Below are 17,145 nucleotides of genomic sequence, written 5' to 3' on the forward strand. Positions count from 1 at the left end.
TAAGGTCACGTGAGAATCGCCCTCGTTGGTAACCCCAATTGTGGTAAAACCACCCTATTCAATCGTCTTACCGGCGCCAGGCAAAAGGTGGGGAACTGGCCAGGTGTCACGGTTGAACGCAAAAGTGGCGAGCTGACATTACAGAGCCAGCAGATTGAGCTAATTGACTTACCCGGACTGTACAGTATGGCTCAGATTGATCCGGGCCAGGATGAACAGATTGCCATTGACTATATCCGCTCTCAAGACGCCGACCTGATAGTCAACGTTGTCGACTGTGCTAACCTCGAACGCAACCTGGTTTTGACCACCCAAATGCAGGAAACAGGAACGCCTGTGATTGTGGTTGCTAACATGACCGATGTCGCCCGCCAACAAGGTAAAGAGCTTGACTTTGCGTTGTTGTCACAACGACTGGGCGTGCCGGTTATCGCAATGATAGGCTCAACAGGTGAAGGAATGCAGGCACTAACCGATGCCTTGATTCATCACCTTAAGTCAGATAACTCGGCAACCACCAGACAGCCAGTCACTCAGTCAGATATCAATAGTGAGGACACTGTAAAACGGTATCAAAGCGTCAAAAAGCTCAGTAACGGTGTCAGTATCATGTCGCAGACGCGCTCTGATTTCACCACGCGGCTCGATAAACTGGTACTGAATCGTTGGCTTGGTGTCCCTATTTTCTTGTTTATGATGTACCTGATGTTCACCATTGCCGTCAATTTCGGGGCCGTTTTTATCGATTTTTTCGATATTCTGGTTGGCGCCATCTTTATCGACGGGACCAAATTGCTGTTGGCTAACCTGGGGGCACCTGAATGGCTTGGTGTGATCCTGGGTGACGGCTTTGGCGCCGGTTTACAGCTGGTGGCGACCTTTATTCCTGTTATTGCTGTATTATATTTCTGTTTGTCAATTCTTGAGGACAGTGGCTACCTGTCACGTGCTGCTTTTGTTATAGACCGCCTGATGTCATCCATTGGTTTGCCCGGCAATGCGTTTGTGCCTCTGATTGTGGGCTTTGGTTGTAACGTCCCCGCCGTGATGAGCGCTCGTACGATGAGCAGGGAGTCAGACCGCCTCCTGACGGTGATCATGGCGCCTTTTATGTCTTGTGGTGCTCGCTTGACGGTATATGCCTTGTTTGCCGCCGCCTTTTTCCCGGTCAATGGCGCAAATATAGTATTTGCACTGTATTTGTTTGGCATTCTCGTTGCTGTAGGATCAGGTTACTTGTTCCGAAAACGTGTGTTCAGACAGGAAAAAGTGCCTTCTTTTATAGAGATGCCCGCCTATCACCTGCCGGTGTGGCGCAACCTGATGATGACCACCTGGCAGCGCTTACGGAGCTTTATTACCCGCGCTGGAAAAACGATTGTATTTGTCGTTGCGCTGCTGAGTATGATCAATTCTATCGGTACGGACGGCAGCTTTGGCCACGAAAACAGTGAAGCGTCTTTGCTGTCTAAGGCCGCACAAGTGGTAACACCTGTGTTTGCACCGTTAGGTATAGAAGAAGACAACTGGCCAGCGACTGTTGGGATCGTGACCGGTCTGTTCGCCAAAGAGGCCATTGTAGGCACGATGGACGCTTTATATGTCGGCGTACCGGAAGAGGCGCAGGCTTGGTCTCTGAGCAGCTCAGCACGCGAGGCAACCATGACACTATGGGACAACTCGGTGGATTTGCTTAACAACCTTGGGGACCCATTAGGTCTGGGGGCCGTTGAAGAAGGCGGTGACGCTGACAATGAGCTGTTGACTGCTATGGCAGCTCAGTTTAATGGCCAGCTGGGCGCATTTGCCTATCTGGTATTAATTCTGCTCTATACCCCCTGTGTTGCGGTACTTGGGGCAATTAAACGTGAGTCTGGTAGTCAGTGGATGTGGGTGGTGATTAGCTGGACAACCTCGATTGCCTATATACTGGCAACCCTCGTCTACCAGCTAGGGCAACTCAGTACAGCACCGGAGTCGGCAGCCATGTGGATTGCGCTTATGCTTAGCGCCTTATTTGCCTGGTGGGTATTGCTCGGACGCCTGAGTCAGCGTATTAATACCGTGCCAACTTACAAAATCGAATTAAGCTGATAATACATAAAAAATGGGAGCCAAAGGCTCCCATTTTTTATGCTGCTTTTTCTGGTTTGACTTTTACCAACCCCATTCTAATAGCAGCAAAATAAAGACCCTCTGCGGCCAAAACGGTAGGCAGCACCACTTTAATCCAGTACCCTTCAGAGCCGTAAAAATAGATCAGGATGGTACTTATCACCGCCAGAATAATGCCCGCTACAATACCGGCGCTCACCAGGCTCAGCGAAATCGGTGCTTTGCAGTTGCCGCATTTTAGTTTAAAAGGATTCGGTGTATTTAATACCGACATAAAGGAAATATCGCTGTCACATTTACCACATTTACTCATACAATTACTCTTTGTTTTGCCTTTTACTTATCGAAATATTGCTTGACGTCGCTGGCATACAGTACCCACATTGCCAAAGCTGGATAGATAAACAGATCGACTAAATCCCAAACTGGTAGCGCGCCCTCAGTACCCAGTAGTAAGTCTGCACTTTGTACAAAAACACAGACCCACACGGTATAGAAAAAGAAATTACGCCCTCTGGGCTTTCTTTTGGCAATATGCCACATTGCAACAAACTGGATAAATACCATAGTTAACCAGAAAAACACTAGGATCATGGCCTCCGATGGTTGTTCGGACACCAGATAACCCAGCACGGAGATCACCAATGGCCACAACCCGTAGCCGACAAAACACACCAATACTGTGATCAACACCGCAAATGGGATCATAAATAATGAATTCCTTCTTATCTCTTAGTACGGATGGGAACCGAACTGCGCCTATTTGAAAGTTATTTATGTCAGACTTAATTATCTGTTTGCCTACATAAATGGGTCGCCAGTTTACAGCATTGCGGATATGGAAAGAATAGCCAGTTTACACTCGTATACATTTGAATTACCGCACGCCGATTTCCCCCACTCTGTTCATTTCATTTACTTTTCATCACACCATGCTAACCTAGTCCCGCTTTTACGCACTCTGTACCTAAACCAGTGTGTTTCAGGCAGTACACCCAAAAGGAAAACCATAACTAAAAAAGGATCCATGATGAAAATCAAATCCCTCTTGCTCGGTACTATGATATCGCTGAGCAGTCACGCCGCAGATCTCAGTGAAAGTTACCCAGTAACTAGCACCACGTACCTTTCTGATGGCACGCCCGTCGATATGCCCTTTCATGTGCAGGGCGAAGCCACCAGTGCTGTTGTTGGGTTAATTGATGCGAATGTTGCACAGTTTTTTCTATGGAACTGGCAATGGGAACCAGTCCGCCTGCATTGCGAAGGCGCTGCATCGAAAGGCATTGGCGCGCTGTATACGCAAAAAATTACCGCCAGCCCGGCGGGTGCCTATAACGAAACCATTTCTAGCTTTTATGTTAAACGTCGCGGCAGTGTCGACCCCATTTTACCTTGCCCGGGTGACATGACCGAGCCAAGTGCTCAACTGAGTTTTACCGGTAAAGTACTGGCGGCACTGGCAGCGGCGAATGCCGAGCAGCAAGCAGCTGGAAAACCACATAATTATGCACTTTATAACCAGCACCTTATGCTCGACAATCCTATAGCAATCAGAGCTGGCCGCGAGATCTGGGGCTACCCCAAACAAGCAGCCGAAGTGACTATTACTATCACACCTCACCAGCATACATTAACTCTGGCCAACCAATTTACTGGGCGGTCTATGCTGGACGTGTCCTACACTCGTCAGATTGGCGTCAACCTGCCACTGCATTCTGTTGGAGATAACGTGCTTCCTGATTACCTGTTACCTGACTACAGTAAAGTACCGCAATTAAGTGGTGTATTATCAAGTGACAGTGGCTGGATGATGCCATTTGTGGGAGAGTTTACTATTCACTCAAGAGCCAGCCTGACAACTTTCTTCCTGGCAGAAAGTGATTTTACGCCTGTCGCTGTCCTGGAGTTTCCTGACGTTTCAGGCGTCGCTATGCCCTTGTATGGCCGGGAGTAATACCTGAGCACCGACAGTGTATACCTGCCCGCATAACCTATTACGGATTATCCTGTGCGGCAGGCCTCACCAGGGTTGTTTGAATTAAATGCTGGCACTTGGTACACCTGTGCCCCTTTATCATTACAGCCCTGATAACAAGGTTGTCAGCCAACTCAGTCCGAAAAGCCATAAGACAGTTTTATATAACAACATCTTATAAAGATAATTGCACAATTCTGCCTCCTTGACCCGGGAATACTCAATACCCAAACAGCTCACCATACCCTTGCCCGGAAAACCCACCCCGGCTGCGTATTCGGCCTTCCCAGTAAGGCACGCTCAAAGTATTCAAAGAGTCTGATTGCAGCGCATCAATGATCACCGCTTCTTTGCCCGGTAACTGCAATTGCCAGCTAACCGGATGTGTCACATCGTGCGTTTTCGCTCTGTTCAGTACTGTCAGAGTGACCTGCTCGTCAGGATAAGCGGTCACCTCTCCAGACGATGATATCTCTGAGGCACTGCAATAAGCATAAGCGTGGTTTTCATCTCGAGTGCAGAATGCCATCAGCGCACCTTGATTGGGCTCGGTGCTTTGTAAACTAAACCAGTCCCAGCCTCCGTGCTGGCTGTCAATCAGGCCCGAAGACCATTCTCTGTCCAGCCAGGCCTGACCTGTGACCTCATAATCTTTGCCCGCATAAGTCAACGTACCTGCCACCTGTAAAAAGGGATAGCTGTAATAAAAGGAAGCATGGCCCTGCTGTGTTTTCTGGCTATATCCCTGTTTGCCATGCAACACCTGCGGGCTGTTTGTCAGTGTAATATCCAGGCCATAACCAGGTTCCCGGGTTTGTAATCGCAGAGGTAAGAATGAATTCTCCCGACTCGCCAGTTGCCAGTTATCCAGCCGGGCAATAAAAGGACTTGCCTGGATCTCGACCTGCCCTGCTCTGCCATAACGCTCAAAGGCATGATGGGTACGACCATCCTGCAGGGCAAAATGTGCAAAGTACAACTGGCCGTCCCACCAGGGCGACCCCTGAGAAGCAGAAAACCCCGGGTCGAGCACCCGGAACAAAGTCCATTGCATACCAAACTGAGTGCCATCCTGTGCGCTCAGATTGCCCGTCACGTACCACCATTCCACCCCCTGTTCAGGGTGCGCACCATGATCGCGGGGAAACACCAGAGAGTGCGCAGCGCTTACCGGCTCACCGAGTTCCTGACCAAGGACAGCCATCGCAGCATTATTCTTTTCAGCTTCAGGTGCGCCAGGCTGGCATCCTGTTAAAACTAATATGATGAGTAAAAATAACCCGGTAAACTGCATTTGCTACTCCTTATAACTGTGCCACATTGTCGGCCACATTACGCCTGATCAGTTTCAACAACGGGATGGCACTCACCACCAGCGCCAGTAACAGTATCACAGCACAAAATCCCAAAATGTCGCCCCAACTGAGCACCATGGCCATACTCCAGCCAAAGGCGATGGGCATCACATATTCTAACAACACCCAGCCCAACAGGATGCCCAGAGGCACGGCCAGAAGCAACGTCATACCGAGAATAAGCGCAGCCTGACATAATTTAAGAGCAAATAATTGCCACTGGGTCACGCCCAACGTTTGTAACACCGCCATAGGGTGTAATTGCTGCCGCCCAAGAGTGAGAAAGCTCACCCAGACACCGAATAAAGCAATGAGCATAATGCACAAGTTCAGCGCATGGGTAACCAGAAAAGTTTGACTAAATAATTGCTTTGCGAAGCGCTTAAACACCCGATTGTGAATTAACTGGTGTCCGGCCAGTGACCAGCGCTGACTAATGGCATCAGCAATACGCTCTGAGTTAACGCCATCTTGCAGCGTCAGCATAAAACCAACAGCTTCATACAAAAAAGCCTGTTGTACTATGACCGACGAGCTTACAACCAGATTTATGCCAGGCTCACCATAATCATAAAACACACCTCTAACCTTGCAATGAAATGCGCGCGGACCCTGCTTTATCTCAAGTATACTGCCCGCTTTTAATGCATATCGTCGCATACCTGGTTCATTGATAAGACAAGATAATTGTTCGTTTGTACTGGCCAGATGTGCCGCTTCTAGTGGCTGTTTGTTTAACAGGGTCAAATGCTGATGATAAGAATAGTCTTCACCAAAGCTCATGATAGTTGCGGGGATATCCTCATTACCCACTGTGATTTCACTTTGTGCTGACCAATACACACCAACCTGCTCAACTTCGCTCATATCAGCCAGAGCCAGACGCATTTGGGAAGTCGGCTCATCGGGCCGAACATACAGATCGGCATTGAGGCGAGTTTGCAGGTGCGCATCCAGTGCACTGCTAAAACTCCCCACCATCACCTGCATTCCTATGGCTGCGCCCATCGCCATCAAAATCGCAAGTACGGAGCTTAATAAAGCGGGTAATTGTGTCAGGCTGTCAGCTCTGAGCCAGCTGAGCAAAGGGGAGCGAGTGGGCCAGCGAACACGAAACACCTGACGTACCACAGAGGGGGTAAGCGCGAAAAACAAAAGTAGCACACAGACACACAGAAGCAGCGCTTGCCATTTAGTCTGTGCAAAGTACAACATCAACGGGCCACCAATACAAGCAATCAAAAGCAGACCTGGTGTCAGCCACCTGGAAAGCCTTTGCGCCAGCTGGGTTTGCAGCATGACGAAGCCAGCTAAAATAGCCAGATTGAGTAAACTTCCCAGGAGCACCAGCCAGGCATTGAACTGTACCGTCAGGGCGCGGTCCAGTTTATAAAAGCTACCCAACACAGCGCTAATGTCACCCATCATCGCATTGGCCATTACAACGCCAATCAGATTACCCAGCGTTGCAGCCACAATACTCAGTAAAGCCACTTCCAGACACAGCGCTTTAAGTAATTGGCCCTGAAGACAACCAAGGGTAGCCATTTGTTGCTGTAGTGACAAACGACTCTGATAGGCAAGTTTGATGGCATTGAGGCTTAAAAAGGCACCAACGACATAACCCAGTAAGGCCAACGCCTGAAGATTAAAGAAAAAGGCCCCGATAGTGCATCGAAGGTTTGGGCCTGAGCAGACTCCAGCCTGGCTTCAGTGCCAAGTAGCGTGATCAGGCGTTGTGACTCAGACTCACTCAAACCGGTTACTTCAAAGTAGCTGCTCTGTCCACCCGCCTGTAACAGTCTATCCGCCAGGCTGATATCCATCAGGGCATAATGGCCCGTCCCATCTAACAGGCTGGTCGGGTAACTCACTCCATCAATGAGCAGCACAGATCCATCCAGTTTCATCCGGGCAATTAACTGAGGTGACAAAAACACAGTATCAAACAGCTTTGTTCGTGCAACTTGTGCGGCTGACTCATCTGTTGCTGGTATAGCTGCACTCGCTGTTTGCCATTGCAGTAAATTGACACCTCGTATAGCCAGTGTCTGACCTTCATCAGTCCTGAGCCGCCCTTCGAGCACGGGCTGGACCTGCTTAAACCCGGACGCCGTCAGTCGTTGCCACAACGAAAAAGCCAGACCATTCTCCCCTAATGGTGGGCGGATAAAATGACTAACCGGTTGTGACAACAGTGCCGTGCTGGTGGTGTAACGCTGCGATGCTTCCTGATTTAAGCCTAATGTCGCACTGAGCAAGGCACTACCCAGACTAAGGCCCAGCAGAAACAACCCCAGCAGGCTTTTATGGCGACGATAGAACTGGCCATAAGTAATTAAGATCAGGCGTAGCTCACTCATGTATACGTCCATCACGTAACTCCACCAGACGCGGGAACTGCGCCGCAAGCGCACGACTGTGGGTCACCATGATAAGGTTGACATGCTGCTCCTTGCAAAGCGCCATCAGCAGCTCAAGCACTTCCTGACTTCGCACACTATCCAGGTTGCCGGTGGGTTCATCCGCGAGCAGCAAGCGAGGTTGATTGAGCAGTGCTCTGGCAATCCCAACGCGCTGCTGCTCCCCGCCACTTAATTGCGCTGGATATGCATCAAGCTTAGCCGCTAGCCCTAGTCTTTCTGCCATGGCAACAATATCGCCATAACTGACTGAGCGACCATTAAGACGTGCCTGAAACGCCATATTATCGGCAACCGTGAGTGGACTGAGTAACTGATAATGCTGAAATATCATGCCAATTGTACGGCGGTACAATGCCAGTTCGGTGCTGTTGTAATCACTGATATTTTGCTCACTAATAAACACAGATCCAGCATCTGGTGTCAACAAGCCTGCAAGTATATTGAGCAGCGTTGTTTTACCTGATCCACTTTCGCCCGTTAACGCGACCTGCTCGGCTGCAGCCACTGACCAGCTCAGCCCGTCCAACACATGTCTGTACCCGTACCATCCGGGCGCTTAAAGGTGACTTCATCAAGTTGGATCATCGTATCTCCATTACCACTTAATAAACAGCTGCTTAGCTTTTGTCTCTATAGTACAGGAACAACCCGGCAATTCTAGTGTATTCTGTCTGTTCCCCACTTTGCACCTGTCCGGACACCCATCTACTGTCCGCGTACTGTCCGCTGTCCGTCCGCTGCTTTAGCAACACAAGAGGAAAAACAAAATAAAACAATAATTTCAATAACTTAAACTTTGGCACTTATTTTGTAATAGAAGGTAAAATCCAGAAAACAGGGAGCCATACCCGGCATGATCCGAGATACCAGACAACAAGACAAAGTGATCCAGCAAACACGCAGACTGCCCCGCTTGTGGCTTGCAATGGCAACAGCCATCGGGCTCGTGGGTGCAGCGACTGCGTCCTACAACAGTTTCGACCAATTGCTCAGCGCTGATCAGGTAGTGTCGTTACAGAATTTAAGAACAGCCACCGTAATCAGAGGCGATATGGTTCAGGATTTGCGCGTTGAAGGACGCACCATGGCGGCGGATAGCCCCTCAATGTACGCTATTGCGGCCGGCACCGTCACTTTGTTTGTCAAAGCAGGCGATGAAATTAAGGCAGGACAAGCATTGCTGACCATCGACAGTCCGGAACTACGTAACCAGCTACTCCAGGAAGAGGCCACTCTGGCGCGTCTGGAGATGGAAGTAAGCCGCCAGAAAATCGCAATCAAACAGCAGCAACTGGACAACACGCAACAAATGGAACTGGCCAAAGTAGAGCTAGAAGCCGCGCAAAGTGAAATGGCCAGAGCGCGCACAAGTATCGAAAAACAGATCATCTCCAAAGAGGAATTAGAACAAACAGAAGTCGCTCTGAAACGTGCAGAGTTGAATGAACGCCATGCCATTGCCAGCCTGCAACTGGCCCAGGAACGACTCAGCTTTGAGCTAAAAAGTAGCGAACTTAATCTCACTCGTCAGCGCCACCTTACACAAGAATTACGCCGCCAGGTCGAAGCGCTGACTTTACATTCACCTTTGTCCGGCATTGTCGGCACACTGAATGTTCAGCAAAAGCAACATGTGCAGCGAGACACGCAATTGATGTCACTGGTTAACCTCAACGAGCTGGAGGTCGAAGCCTATATCCCTGAAAACCTCGCAGATGAGCTAGGCATAGGTTTGCGAGCAAATGTACAAATTAACAATGAACACTACAGTGCGACTTTAGTGGCTATTTCTCCCGAAGTTGAGCAGGGCCAGGTTCGTGGTCGGATCCGCTTTAGCGAGCAGCCCGGAAATTTACGCCAGAATCAACGCGTCAATGCTCAGATCATTATCGCGCAAAAACAGAATGTACTTAAGGTTGAACGCGGTGCCTTTGTCGAAACCGGCGCATCACGCACCGCCTACAAAATTGAACAAAACTCCGCATTCAGAACCCCTATTTCACTGGGTGTCAAAAGTGTCAGAGAAGTAGAGATTACCCAGGGGCTGCAACCTGGTGATACAATCATTATCTCAAGTCTGGCTGCTTTCGGACAATCACAACAAGTGATCCTCAGCGAATAATAATAAAGGAACATACCCATGTTACGCATGAAGAACATCAGTAAAATATATCGCACTGAGCTGGTCGAGACACACGCACTGTCAGACGTTAATTTCACCGTAGAAGAAGGCGAATTTATTGCCGTGACAGGCCCCTCAGGCTCAGGTAAAACCACCTTTTTGAACATAACCGGGCTGCTTGAAAACTTCGAGCAAGGCAGCTATGAACTGGACGGAGAAGATGTCAGCACCCTAGGTGATAAACAGCTCTCCCGCCTACGCAATGAAAAAATTGGCTTTATTTTCCAGGGATTTAATCTGATCAGCGATCTGAATCTTTACGATAACATCGAAGTGCCACTGATTTTCCGGGGCTTGTCTGCTCAGGCCCGTAAAAAGCGCATCGAAGAAAGCCTTGAGCTAGTCGGTCTTGGCGGTCGTGCCAGTCACTTTCCCGCGCAATTGAGTGGTGGTCAGCAGCAACGGGTCGCCATTGCCCGGGCACTGGCAGGTCAGCCGCGTTTTTTGCTCGCCGATGAGCCTACTGGCAACCTGGACACTATGATGGCAAGACAGGTTATGGACCTGCTGGAGGAGATTAATCGTCAGGGTACCACCTTGCTTATGGTGACCCATGACAATGAACTGGCACAGCGTGCGCACCGGAATATACAGATCCTCGATGGTCAGCTGCGCGATATCAATAAAAATGAACTGGTTGAACTGATCTCTTAGGTGGCTGCAATGAAGGATTTAGTGCAACTGGCCTGGCGTGGTCTGAAACAAAAACGCAAACTGACTTTGCTGATGGTCCTCAATCTGGCTATTGGCATTACCCTGCTGTTGACTATGGGCAACATAGTAACCCGCAGTGGGCATTCTCCCATAGACGAACGTGCCGATCGCATTTACCACGTAAGCTTAAACTTTATGGATCCCGATTATGAGAATCGCTCGCCTTTTAGTGTGCCACCACTTACCTACACGGATGCGCAGTCACTTTATGCCGACTGGGCAAATCACAACAGCGTAAGATTGTCATTGAATTATACGACGTCGTTCGTCATCGACTTGCCGGATCGCAGCGTCAGACCCGTCACGGCAGAAGCTTCTGCGGCAGATGCTGGATATTTTGACTTACTTCAGGTTCCGTTTATCTATGGTGAACCCTGGCGCGCAGACATGGACAACACAGCCGTCATTGTATTGGATAAAAAAGCCAACGACCTATTGTTCGGTGGTGAGAACTCGGTCGGTCAGCAAGTTGTTATCAACAATCGCCAGCTTGAGGTAGTGGGTGTCATGGATATGTCAGCCTATTTGCGTCGTTTTCAGAACATGCGTTTTCGCGGCCGAGTCAATGATATGGCTGTTATACCGCTAGGGTACGCGCATACGAATAATATTGCCCGCACCGGCTATATGCCATGTCGTACCAAGGACGAGCCACTGCGAAACAGCTATCGTCGTGACGATGTTCAGGGGTTAAAGAGTGCCGAGTGCGGATACCTGCATGCCTGGGCAGAATTAGACCCTGATAACCAGGAACAAAGCCACGCAGAGCTCACTCTTTGGCTGCGTAACTATGCAGAGCAACAGCTTGCTCTGGGCCGCTTTGGTCATGCCGAGCCCTTCTATCTGGGCCAACTTGCGACTCTGAACGACAGAATGAGTGACAATCTATACTGGGAACAGATCTACCTTAAATTTGCTTATTTGCTGTTTGCGATTTGTCTCATCAACACCATAGGGATCTTGCTGGCAAAAAACCAAAGTCGCGCCAAACTGGTTTCTTTGTATCGGGCACTTGGGGCTAACAAACTATATATTCTGAAAATCCAGCTGCTGGAGCTCAGTATGCTCAGTGGTGCCGCCATTGTTCTGGGGTTACTGCTGGCACAATTTGGACTGGTTGCCATGTTTCATCTGGCCTTGTATCAGGCAGACTACCTGGCCGACGCCGAGCAGGTACGCCGCATGTACAGCATGGATATTCCGTTTGCGTTGCAAGCTGCAATAGGCATTTTTATCGCGATATTTACCGCGGGGCTCTACCCCATCATCAAAGCAAGTCGCACTGCACCTGCAGCTCAGCTAAGAGGATAAGACGATGTCACTAAAACATATACTTAAAATTATTGTTAAACACCGTAATATCTCACTGATGATCCTAATCCAGATAGCCATAGCGGTGACCATAGTCGGCAATGCAAGCTTCATCAGCTATGGGACGCTCAAAAACTGGCTTATCCCATCTCACCTCGACGAATATGAGATACTCAATGTCTACACTAAGGTGTTTGACAAGCAGGTCGATAAATCAGCTCTGATCCAACGGGATTTAAGCAATCTCGGTGCATTGCCAGAGGTAACTCAGGTAACTTATGCCAGCAATGAACTGGTACTGGCCACAGTCTCGGGCAGCAATCAGGTTTATAAAACCACTGACCGAGAAGAAGCTGGTATTGAAAATGCGCAGTTTGACATCACCTCTGAAGGCGTTGCCACTTTGGGCCTGACTATCACACAAGGGCGAGACTTCTATCCTAGTGAGTTTGTCTTTGCAGGTTCAGATCAGAGCCGGTTTGCCAGCGTCGTCTTGATCAGCGAAGCCCTGGCGAAGTCACTTTTTGGTGAGCAAAGTGCGCTGGGGCAAACCGTATATTTACAACGCGCGCGCCTGCCTTATCGAGTTATTGGGGTCTATGCTGATAAAATGCTTGGCGAAAGTGCAGTCTATGAGCAACACTGGTATCACTCGACAATTGTCCCTCAAGCGCATTTTGGCAGCACAAACGTCAACTATATATTGAGAGTCAAAAAAGGCACCAAAGAAGCCATTTTAAAAGATGTTGAAGACGCGCTGTACCAACAAGGTGGGCGAATAGTAGAGCGAGTAGAATTTGCCGCCCGAGCAAAGAAGCGATTATGGGATGGGCGAAGTACCTTTGCTTTTATCATGATAGGGATCAGTGTGATCGCTGTGGCGGTCACTGCTTTTGGGATAATCGGTCTGGTCTCTTTTTCCGTCTCGATCCGTAAAAAAGACATTGGTATTTTACGCGCTCTGGGTGCCAGCCAAAGCACCATACTCAAAACGCTGTTGATTGAAAACGCTTTGCTGGCCATGGCGGGTATCCTGCTTGGCAGTTTTGCGGCCTTATGGCTGAACAATTATTTTGTGACTCACTTACGAGCACAAGGCCTGGTAGAACCCTGGTTGGCTGTCCTGGTTGCCATCTCTGTCTGGCTACTCAGTGCAGTGGCGGTCTATATTCCTGTTCGTAAAGCCGCTAAGATAGCGCCTGCAAGAGTCACAAAAACCTGAACCAAGGGCTGAAAAGCCCTTGATACTGATAAAATAATAACGATAAATAACACCATGCAACACAAAATTCTGGTGATTGATGACAACACTGATGTTATCAAAGCGCTTAAAATTCTTTTTTTAATTAATGATATCGACTGCGAAGGTGCGAGTTCGCCAGAGCAGGGGCTGGCGATGCTGCAGTCACAGGATTACGATCTGGTGATCCAGGATATGAACTTTACCCATGACACAACCTCAGGTGAAGAAGGCAAAACCCTGTATCATCAGATCCGGGCACTTAACCCTGATCTCCCTATTATCCTGCTAACCGCCTGGGCCCAGCTGGAAATGGCCGTAGAACTCATTAAGCATGGGGCTGCGGATTATATCGCTAAACCCTGGCAGGATGACAAGCTCCTCAGCTCGGTGAACAACTTACTGGAAATGTACCAGCTTCAGCAAGCTCAAAACCGCAGTAAAAAACAGTTCAAGGTCAGACAGGAGCGGCTTCGCCAGGATTACGACCTCTGTGGATTGATCTTCGCCGATCACACCATGTTGTCTTTGCTTGAAACCGCAACACAAGTAGCACATTCTGATGCCCAGGTTTTGATCACAGGTCCTAATGGGGCTGGCAAGGAAAAAATCGCTGAACTCTTGGTGGCCAACAGCGCCTACCGGGATAAACCTTTTATCCGGGTCAATGCCGGTGCCCTGCCTGCAGATCTGATCGAAGCCGAGCTGTTTGGCGTGGTCAGCGGTGCATACACTGGCGCAACAAAAAGCCGCGAAGGACGTTTTGCCGCAGCAAATGGGGGGACACTGTTTCTCGATGAAATAGGCAACCTGCCACTGACAGGCCAGCAAAAACTATTGAGAGTACTGCAAACCGGTGAGTTTGAAGCCGTTGGCAGTAGCAAAACGCAAAAAGTTAACGTCAGGGTGATCAGTGCGACCAATGCGAATCTGAATGAGGCCATCGCCCGTGGAGAATTCAGACAAGATCTCTACTACCGCCTGAATATGATTGAACTGCGGCTTCCTCCCCTCGCTGAGCGACCCGATGATATTGTTCCGCTCGCTATGCATTTCCTCAGCAGCCACAAATCGCTGAGTGAAGGCGCGCAACGTTTGCTGAAGCGATATGCCTGGCCGGGCAATGTGCGAGAGCTGCAAAATGTCATAGGACGGGCCGAGCTGCTCGCTGCCGGAGAGCGTATTGAAGCGACGGACCTGGGCCTGAATGCATCGGCGTCTACGCTGGCAAGCCATGAATTTACTATTGAGGATATTACCCAGGCCCTCGATAAACACCAGGGTAATGTAACGCATGCGGCTAAGAGTCTTGGTTTAAGTCGCCAAGCGATGTACCGTCGTATGGACAAATTTGGAATTAAGCGATGAACGTGCGCCTGCACTGGTCTTTCGCGGGCCAGATCCTGTTAAGCTGCACTGTAGTGCTTACTTGCGCACTGATGGCGCTGACGATGGCTTTGCACCATCAAATCCCCGTGGCCATTGCCTGCTCTTCGATTCTGCTTGTATCTTTACTGGCTTTAGTCTTGCTACTAGGCCATCTAACGGCCCGTCGACAGCGGTTACTGGCGACTTTAGAGGATGGTATTAAAAGTATCAAAGATGGCGACCTGTCACTGCGGATCTCGCCAACATCCGATCCTGAGCTAACCAGCCTGATTGAGCTGTACAACCAGCTGACAACCAACCTGAAGCAGCAAAAACAAAAGCTCAATCAAAAAGAGTTGGTACTGGATAGCATAGTCCAAGCCTCACCAATGGCGACCCTGCTACTCGATAAACACCACCACATTGTTTACCACAATGCCGCTGCACGTCAGTTACTAAGTAAACAAGCCGGTGCACTCACAGGCAGTAAACTCGAAACGGCCTGTGATGCTTTACCCGCACCACTAGCCCAGGCACTCAGTCTGGGTTACACAGGTATGTTGAGCTTCGAGCAACAAGAGCAAAAGCACACTTTTTATCTTGGCATCGAACAGGTTACTCTAAATTATCAGCCCCATACACTGGTGATCTGTAAAAACGTCTCAGCAGAGCAAAATCGTGAAGAGATCATGCTGTGGAAAAATGCCATTCGTCTGATAAGCCACGAGCTAAACAATTCTTTGGCACCCATCCAATCACTGACCAGCTCGGCACAGACTATGCTGAACCAGCAAAAACACCTTGAGCTGCTGCCAGACATGCTGGACACCATTTCACAGCGAGCGCATAACCTGAGCGAGTTTATCCAGCGCTATGCAGAGTATGCACGTTTACCGGCCCCCAGCAGCGCAACGCACGCTATCGCACCGCTTCTGGATAGATTGCAGACCTTTTACCCTTTTAAACTACTGGGCACAATCCCCGATTACAGCGGCGACTTCGATCTTGCTCAGGTAGAGCAGGTGTTGCTTAATTTGCTCAAAAATGCCCACGAATCAGGCAGTGATAAAAGCGAGATATCCGTGCAGGTGGTTCGGGATCAAAGCCGGCTTCGCTTTGCCATCGTTGACCGCGGATGTGGGATCCAGCCGGGTAATTTACATCAAGCACTACAGCCATTTTACTCGACTAAATCTCAGGGTACTGGGCTCGGATTGAGCCTGTGTCATGACATCATCACAGCACATCAGGGACAGTTAAGACTGCGTAACCGCGAAAAGGGTGGCCTGATGGTAGAATTCGACTTACCTTTGGGAGAGAATGGACAGTAACCTACATTCACAAGGATCGACTGTGCATTCACCTTTGCTTTGGGCCATGCTATCTGGCACCCTAATCTTTACCGGCTGTAAAACGCTTCCACAGCCACCCGAAAAGCACCGGGAGACACACCTGCCCTGCTGGATTCAGTCGCCAAAACAAGCCGAACAACTTGGCTTCATTGGCACCGCGGCCCCGTTCAGCGCCATTCCGAATGGTTCAGAGCTGGCCAGTAGGACCCGCGCACTCAAAAAACTAGCGGCCTATCATGCTATTATGTTACAGCGCAGCGATCTGCAAGGTGTGACACCGGATGAGCCCACTCAAGTGTTATCCTCCGGTCATACCATCTATTACTCAGCACCCTTTAATACCCAGGACACTCAATACAGCTATGTCAGCTTCACGCCACTTAAGGAAAATGCCAACTGCCCTGTACGTCATTGTGACTTTTCGCTCTGCCAGCCTGCCTGGTTATGTGAAAATGAACAGCGCAACCAGGTGCTGGGAGTGAGTTATTACACGGCATCGCCCCATCAGCAGATCTCTATCAGCGAACTCAATGCCAAAGCAGTGGCGAGCTTTTTGTTGCAGGCCCAGGTAAATGCAACCGAGTACCTGCAAGAGCGCGCAATCAGTCGCGACGGTATTTTGCGCCATGAGATAAACTTTAACCGCAATGGTAAAGTAACAGCACAAGGTGTGCCTGCTCGCCTCGCATTGCACCAAAGCTGTCAGTATGGCTCCACGCTCATCGGTCTGTATAAGCCTGATGTGCTTGAAGCTGTGACTACACCGACAACAAGCGCCATGGCCGACATAAAACGCAGTGGACATCTGGTGTTAGGCGCATTTGGTGAAGATGGCACTATGACCTCAGACAACCTGCTCAGCACCGCCATCAAGCTTGCTATTCAGGATGCCCTGACAGAGATTGCCAAGAACAAAGGGATCACCGTAGATGCGCAGGTAGAAGTAAAACACCACCAGGGGCGATACCTGCTCACCAGCAGCGAATTTACCATCAATGAAAGTGTCAGCGGTGAGTTAGTAGACCTGAGAATTCAATATAAAAACGATATACCGGTGATTTACGTATGGTTACTGGAAACTACTGGGAAAAGAATTTAGAAACA

The 17,145-nt window shown here is 49.4% G+C and carries 14 protein-coding genes and 1 pseudogene; 9 read left to right on the forward strand and 6 right to left on the reverse strand.

The window, feature by feature from the left end:
* Positions 1 to 9: 9 nt before the first annotated feature.
* On the forward strand, positions 10 to 2,094 hold the full coding sequence (gene feoB / locus ELR70_RS17170; RefSeq protein WP_054017056.1) for a ferrous iron transport protein B: 2,085 nt from the start codon (positions 10 to 12) through the stop codon (positions 2,092 to 2,094).
* Between the two features lie 37 nt (positions 2,095 to 2,131).
* On the opposite strand, the gene ELR70_RS17175 is transcribed toward feoB, so the two are convergent.
* Together ELR70_RS17175 and ELR70_RS17180 are read right to left on the reverse strand one after the other, a co-directional pair.
* On the reverse strand, positions 2,132 to 2,428 hold the full coding sequence (locus ELR70_RS17175) for a hypothetical protein (protein ID WP_054017057.1): 297 nt from the start codon (positions 2,426 to 2,428) through the stop codon (positions 2,132 to 2,134).
* Positions 2,429 to 2,451: 23 nt separating this feature from the next.
* On the reverse strand, positions 2,452 to 2,823 hold the full coding sequence (locus tag ELR70_RS17180; protein ID WP_054017058.1) for a hypothetical protein: 372 nt from the start codon (positions 2,821 to 2,823) through the stop codon (positions 2,452 to 2,454).
* 319 nt (positions 2,824 to 3,142) lie between these two features.
* On the opposite strand from ELR70_RS17180, the gene ELR70_RS17185 reads away from it, so the two are divergent.
* On the forward strand, positions 3,143 to 4,072 hold the full coding sequence (locus ELR70_RS17185; RefSeq protein ID WP_054017059.1) for an acetoacetate decarboxylase family protein: 930 nt from the start codon (positions 3,143 to 3,145) through the stop codon (positions 4,070 to 4,072).
* 241 nt (positions 4,073 to 4,313) lie between these two features.
* Here ELR70_RS17185 and ELR70_RS17190 read toward each other — a convergent pair whose 3' ends face one another.
* The 4 genes and pseudogenes from ELR70_RS17190 to ELR70_RS17200 all read right to left on the reverse strand — a co-directional run bounded on the left by ELR70_RS17190 (position 4,314) and on the right by ELR70_RS17200 (position 8,459).
* Entirely contained in the window at positions 4,314 to 5,387 is a 1,074-nt protein-coding gene (locus tag ELR70_RS17190; protein ID WP_054017060.1) for a lipocalin-like domain-containing protein, read from the reverse strand.
* Between the two features lie 10 nt (positions 5,388 to 5,397).
* Positions 5,398 to 7,086 (reverse strand): ABC transporter permease, encoded by a 1,689-nt coding sequence (locus tag ELR70_RS17195; protein WP_241566315.1) that lies wholly within the window; start codon positions 7,084 to 7,086, stop codon positions 5,398 to 5,400.
* Positions 7,050 to 7,811 carry a hypothetical protein gene (locus ELR70_RS25475; protein WP_241566316.1) on the reverse strand — a complete coding sequence of 254 codons (762 nt, stop codon included), beginning with the start codon at positions 7,809 to 7,811 and terminating at the stop codon, positions 7,050 to 7,052. The genes ELR70_RS17195 and ELR70_RS25475 overlap by 37 nt, the downstream gene beginning before the upstream one ends.
* Positions 7,804 to 8,459 (reverse strand): annotated as a pseudogene (locus tag ELR70_RS17200) (ABC transporter ATP-binding protein). Before ELR70_RS17200 ends, ELR70_RS25475 begins: the two are co-directional and overlap by 8 nt.
* A 268-nt stretch (positions 8,460 to 8,727) precedes the next feature.
* Between ELR70_RS17200 and ELR70_RS17205 the strand changes: the two are divergent.
* Genes ELR70_RS17205 through ELR70_RS17235 form a run of 7 tightly spaced genes read left to right on the forward strand, consistent with a single transcriptional unit; the run spans position 8,728 to position 17,140 of the window.
* Positions 8,728 to 9,996 (forward strand): HlyD family efflux transporter periplasmic adaptor subunit, encoded by a 1,269-nt coding sequence (locus ELR70_RS17205; RefSeq protein ID WP_054017063.1) that lies wholly within the window; start codon positions 8,728 to 8,730, stop codon positions 9,994 to 9,996.
* 18 nt (positions 9,997 to 10,014) lie between these two features.
* Positions 10,015 to 10,710 carry an ABC transporter ATP-binding protein gene (locus ELR70_RS17210; protein ID WP_054017064.1) on the forward strand — a complete coding sequence of 232 codons (696 nt, stop codon included), beginning with the start codon at positions 10,015 to 10,017 and terminating at the stop codon, positions 10,708 to 10,710.
* Positions 10,711 to 10,719: 9 nt separating this feature from the next.
* Positions 10,720 to 12,081 (forward strand): ABC transporter permease, encoded by a 1,362-nt coding sequence (locus ELR70_RS17215; RefSeq protein ID WP_054017065.1) that lies wholly within the window; start codon positions 10,720 to 10,722, stop codon positions 12,079 to 12,081.
* 4 nt (positions 12,082 to 12,085) lie between these two features.
* A complete protein-coding gene (locus ELR70_RS17220) occupies positions 12,086 to 13,303 on the forward strand; it encodes an FtsX-like permease family protein (protein ID WP_054017066.1) in 1,218 nt (405 codons plus the stop codon).
* 54 nt (positions 13,304 to 13,357) lie between these two features.
* Positions 13,358 to 14,689 (forward strand): sigma-54 dependent transcriptional regulator, encoded by a 1,332-nt coding sequence (locus tag ELR70_RS17225; protein ID WP_054017067.1) that lies wholly within the window; start codon positions 13,358 to 13,360, stop codon positions 14,687 to 14,689.
* Positions 14,686 to 16,020 (forward strand): ATP-binding protein, encoded by a 1,335-nt coding sequence (locus tag ELR70_RS17230; RefSeq protein WP_054017068.1) that lies wholly within the window; start codon positions 14,686 to 14,688, stop codon positions 16,018 to 16,020. The genes ELR70_RS17225 and ELR70_RS17230 overlap by 4 nt, the downstream gene beginning before the upstream one ends.
* A 22-nt stretch (positions 16,021 to 16,042) precedes the next feature.
* Positions 16,043 to 17,140 (forward strand): hypothetical protein, encoded by a 1,098-nt coding sequence (locus tag ELR70_RS17235; RefSeq protein WP_128064649.1) that lies wholly within the window; start codon positions 16,043 to 16,045, stop codon positions 17,138 to 17,140.
* Positions 17,141 to 17,145: the final 5 nt, after the last annotated feature.

Origin of the sequence: Pseudoalteromonas sp. R3 (genome assembly GCF_004014715.1) — a bacterium.
Lineage (GTDB): Bacteria > Pseudomonadota > Gammaproteobacteria > Enterobacterales > Alteromonadaceae > Pseudoalteromonas.

Bases quoted from the DNA above. Each gene is read 5' to 3' on its own strand.
- ELR70_RS17175 (WP_054017057.1), bottom strand. From the start codon at position 2,428: ATGAGTAAATGTGGTAAATGTGACAGCGATATTTCCTTTATGTCGGTA.
- ELR70_RS17180 (WP_054017058.1), bottom strand. From the start codon at position 2,823: ATGATCCCATTTGCGGTGTTGATCACAGTATTGGTGTGTTTTGTCGGC.
- ELR70_RS17185 (WP_054017059.1), top strand. From the start codon at position 3,143: ATGATGAAAATCAAATCCCTCTTGCTCGGTACTATGATATCGCTGAGC.
- ELR70_RS17190 (WP_054017060.1), bottom strand. From the start codon at position 5,387: ATGCAGTTTACCGGGTTATTTTTACTCATCATATTAGTTTTAACAGGA.
- ELR70_RS25475 (WP_241566316.1), bottom strand. From the start codon at position 7,811: ATGAGTGAGCTACGCCTGATCTTAATTACTTATGGCCAGTTCTATCGT.
- ELR70_RS17205 (WP_054017063.1), top strand. From the start codon at position 8,728: ATGATCCGAGATACCAGACAACAAGACAAAGTGATCCAGCAAACACGC.
- ELR70_RS17210 (WP_054017064.1), top strand. From the start codon at position 10,015: ATGTTACGCATGAAGAACATCAGTAAAATATATCGCACTGAGCTGGTC.
- ELR70_RS17215 (WP_054017065.1), top strand. From the start codon at position 10,720: ATGAAGGATTTAGTGCAACTGGCCTGGCGTGGTCTGAAACAAAAACGC.
- ELR70_RS17220 (WP_054017066.1), top strand. From the start codon at position 12,086: ATGTCACTAAAACATATACTTAAAATTATTGTTAAACACCGTAATATC.
- ELR70_RS17225 (WP_054017067.1), top strand. From the start codon at position 13,358: ATGCAACACAAAATTCTGGTGATTGATGACAACACTGATGTTATCAAA.
- ELR70_RS17230 (WP_054017068.1), top strand. From the start codon at position 14,686: ATGAACGTGCGCCTGCACTGGTCTTTCGCGGGCCAGATCCTGTTAAGC.